The organism is Actinokineospora sp., assembly GCF_050699995.1.
GTDB lineage: Bacteria > Actinomycetota > Actinomycetes > Mycobacteriales > Pseudonocardiaceae > Actinokineospora.
Genome location: NZ_JBOHGC010000493.1, coordinates 1 through 2,653, shown reverse-complemented (window position 1 = coordinate 2,653; position 2,653 = coordinate 1). Strand labels below are relative to the sequence as shown.

The window sequence follows — 2,653 nt, the reverse complement described above, 5'->3', positions numbered from 1 at the left end:
CCAGTGCTCGCATTCTGGCGGGCAGTCGTTCGCTCATGTGTTCATGAGATCAGCTTCCGCACACGCCGCAACCGCCACGAATGGCTGAGCTTTCTCAGGGGTCGAAACGGTGATCGTGGTAGGCCGCGTACATCGCGACCACTTCCGCCCGATCGTGCGGCTCGGCCTCTTCACGAATCCTGCGGTTCAGGCCCGCCGGGTATCCGTGTTTCACCAATCGTCTCTCCGACGCGTGCTCCATGAAGGACATCGCGAAGTACAAGCCCGTGATGTAAGCCAACGTGACCATCGAGAACCGCAGGGACAACGGGCCTGGAACCAGCATGAGCAACCACCACGGCGCCAACAGCACCAGCGACCTTGCCAGGTGGCGGAAAACCCATGTCCGACACGTCAGGTCCCACAGCACCCAGTGCCGAAACCGGTCGGGCAGGCTTCCCCCGACGGCATACCAAAGCCACCGCAACGGGCCAGGACGGTCTCGGACCACACCGGACATGCTAAGCGGCCGGCGTCCAGGTGGCTTGATCACCCTGAACACCGGCCGCTTGGGAACAACCTAGTGACCGACGGCCTGCTTGAGGTCGTCCGCACGGTCCGTGCGCTCCCACGGCAGGTCCAGCTCCGGGCGGCCGAAGTGGCCGTACGCCGACGTCGGCGCGTAGATGGGCCGCAGCAGGTCCAGGTCGCGGATGATCGCCGCGGGACGGAGGTCGAAGACCTCACGAATGGCCTGCTGGATCTTCAGCGGGTCGGCGTTCTCAGTCCCGAACGTCTCGACGAACAGGCCCACGGGGGCGGCCTTGCCGATCGCGTATGCGACCTGCACCTCGATACGCGAAGCAAGTCCCGCCGCGACGGCGTTCTTCGCGACCCAGCGCATCGCGTACGCGGCCGAGCGGTCGACCTTGGACGGGTCCTTGCCGGAGAACGCGCCACCACCGTGGCGGGACATGCCGCCGTAGGTGTCGACGATGATCTTGCGGCCGGTCAGGCCGGCGTCGCCCATCGGGCCACCGATGACGAAGCGGCCGGTCGGGTTGACCAGCAGGCGCACGTTCTCGGTGTCGATGTCGAGGTCCGCCAGCTCCGGCAGCACGACCTGCTCACGCACGTCGACGCCGAGCAGCTTCTCCAGGTCGACGCCCTCGGCGTGCTGGCTGGACACGACGACCGTGTCCAGGCGGACCGCGCGGTCGCCGTCGTACTCGATGGTGACCTGGGTCTTGCCGTCCGGACGCAGGTACGGCAGCACACCGTCCTTGCGGACCTTGGTGAGCCGCTTCGCGAGCCGGTGCGCGAGCGCGATCGGCAGCGGCATGAGCTCCGGGGTGTCCATGCAGGCGTAGCCGAACATCAGACCCTGGTCGCCCGCGCCCTGGCGGTCGATCTCGTCCTGCGCGTGGTCCACGCGCGACTCGTACGCGGTGTCGACGCCCTGGGCGATGTCCGGGGACTGCGACCCGATGGCGACGTTCACGCCACACGAGTTGCCGTCGAAACCCTTGGCCGAGGAGTCATACCCGATGCCGAGGATGACCTCGCGCACGATGGACGGGATGTCCGCGTACGCCTCGGTGGTCACCTCGCCGGCGACATGCACCTGTCCGGTGGTCACCAGCGTCTCGACGGCGACGCGCGAACGCGGGTCCTTCGAGAGCAGCGCGTCCAGGACGGAGTCACTGATCGCGTCGCAGATCTTGTCCGGATGCCCCTCGGTGACCGACTCCGAAGTGAACAGTCGGCGGCTGCCTGTTTCACTCACGACTAACCCCACCTCATCCGAAGACATAATCGCCTTCACTTTATCCAGGCGGCGTGTCGCGCCGCGACCGTCGGATCGTGCTCACCACGGCGTCCCAGACCTCGGACGCCACTTGCGCTTTGGAACCGAACGCGATAGAGCGTTCCGTGCCGTCCGCGCTGAGCAACCAACCTTCATTGTCCTCGGTCTCGAACGCTTTGCCTTCTCCCACCCTGTTGACCACCAGCAAGTCGCATCCCTTGCGGGCGAGCTTGGCCCGGGCGTGGTCGAGCACATCGGACCCGTTGTCGCCGGTCTCGGCGGCGAATCCGACGATGACCTGGTCGGAGCCCGGTTCGCGGCGACGGTTCTCGACCAGCTCGGCCAGCACATCGGCGTTGCGGGTGAGAGCCACCGCGTCGGGATCCGCGTCGGTCTTCTTGATTTTGAACTCAGCCCGGTGGGTAGGCCGGAAGTCGGCTACCGCCGCGGCCATGACCACTACATCGGCGTCGGCCGCCCATTTGTGAACAGCGTCGCGCAATTCGGCCGCGGTTCCCGCGTTGACGATCTCCGCGCCCGCGGGCTCGGGCAGTGCCGCGGTGTGCGCGGAGACCAACGTCACGCGCGCGCCGCGCTGCACGGCCGTGCGCGCGAGGGCGTAGCCCTGCTTGCCGGACGAGCGGTTGCCCAGGAAACGGACCGGGTCGAGGAACTCGCGCGTACCGCCCGCGGACACGACCACGTGTCGGCCGGCGAGGTCGTGGGGCCGGGCAGCGAGGGCGTTCAACGCCGCGGCGAAGATCTCCTCCGGCTCAGGGAGACGACCCTTACCGGTGTCGACACCCGTGAGCCGACCGGACGCGGGCTCGAGCACGACGATGCCCCTGGATCGCAGGGCCTCGACGT

The 2,653-nt window shown here is 67.4% G+C and carries 3 protein-coding genes; all 3 read right to left on the bottom strand.

The annotated features are described in order from the left end of the window. Nucleotides 1-94 precede the first annotated feature (94 nt). Nucleotides 95-499, bottom strand: coding sequence for a DUF5313 family protein (locus ACRDSQ_RS24485; RefSeq protein ID WP_431424318.1), 405 nt, complete (start codon nt 497-499; stop codon nt 95-97). Between the two features lie 60 nt (nt 500-559). Continuing rightward, nucleotides 560-1,792: a methionine adenosyltransferase gene (gene metK / locus ACRDSQ_RS24480; RefSeq protein ID WP_431424317.1), complete on the bottom strand. Its 1,233-nt coding sequence runs from the start codon at nt 1,790-1,792 to the stop codon at nt 560-562. Nucleotides 1,793-1,805: 13 nt separating this feature from the next. Then, the coding region (gene coaBC, locus ACRDSQ_RS24475; protein WP_431424316.1) for a bifunctional phosphopantothenoylcysteine decarboxylase/phosphopantothenate--cysteine ligase CoaBC at nt 1,806-2,653 on the bottom strand (848 nt) is incomplete at its 5' end.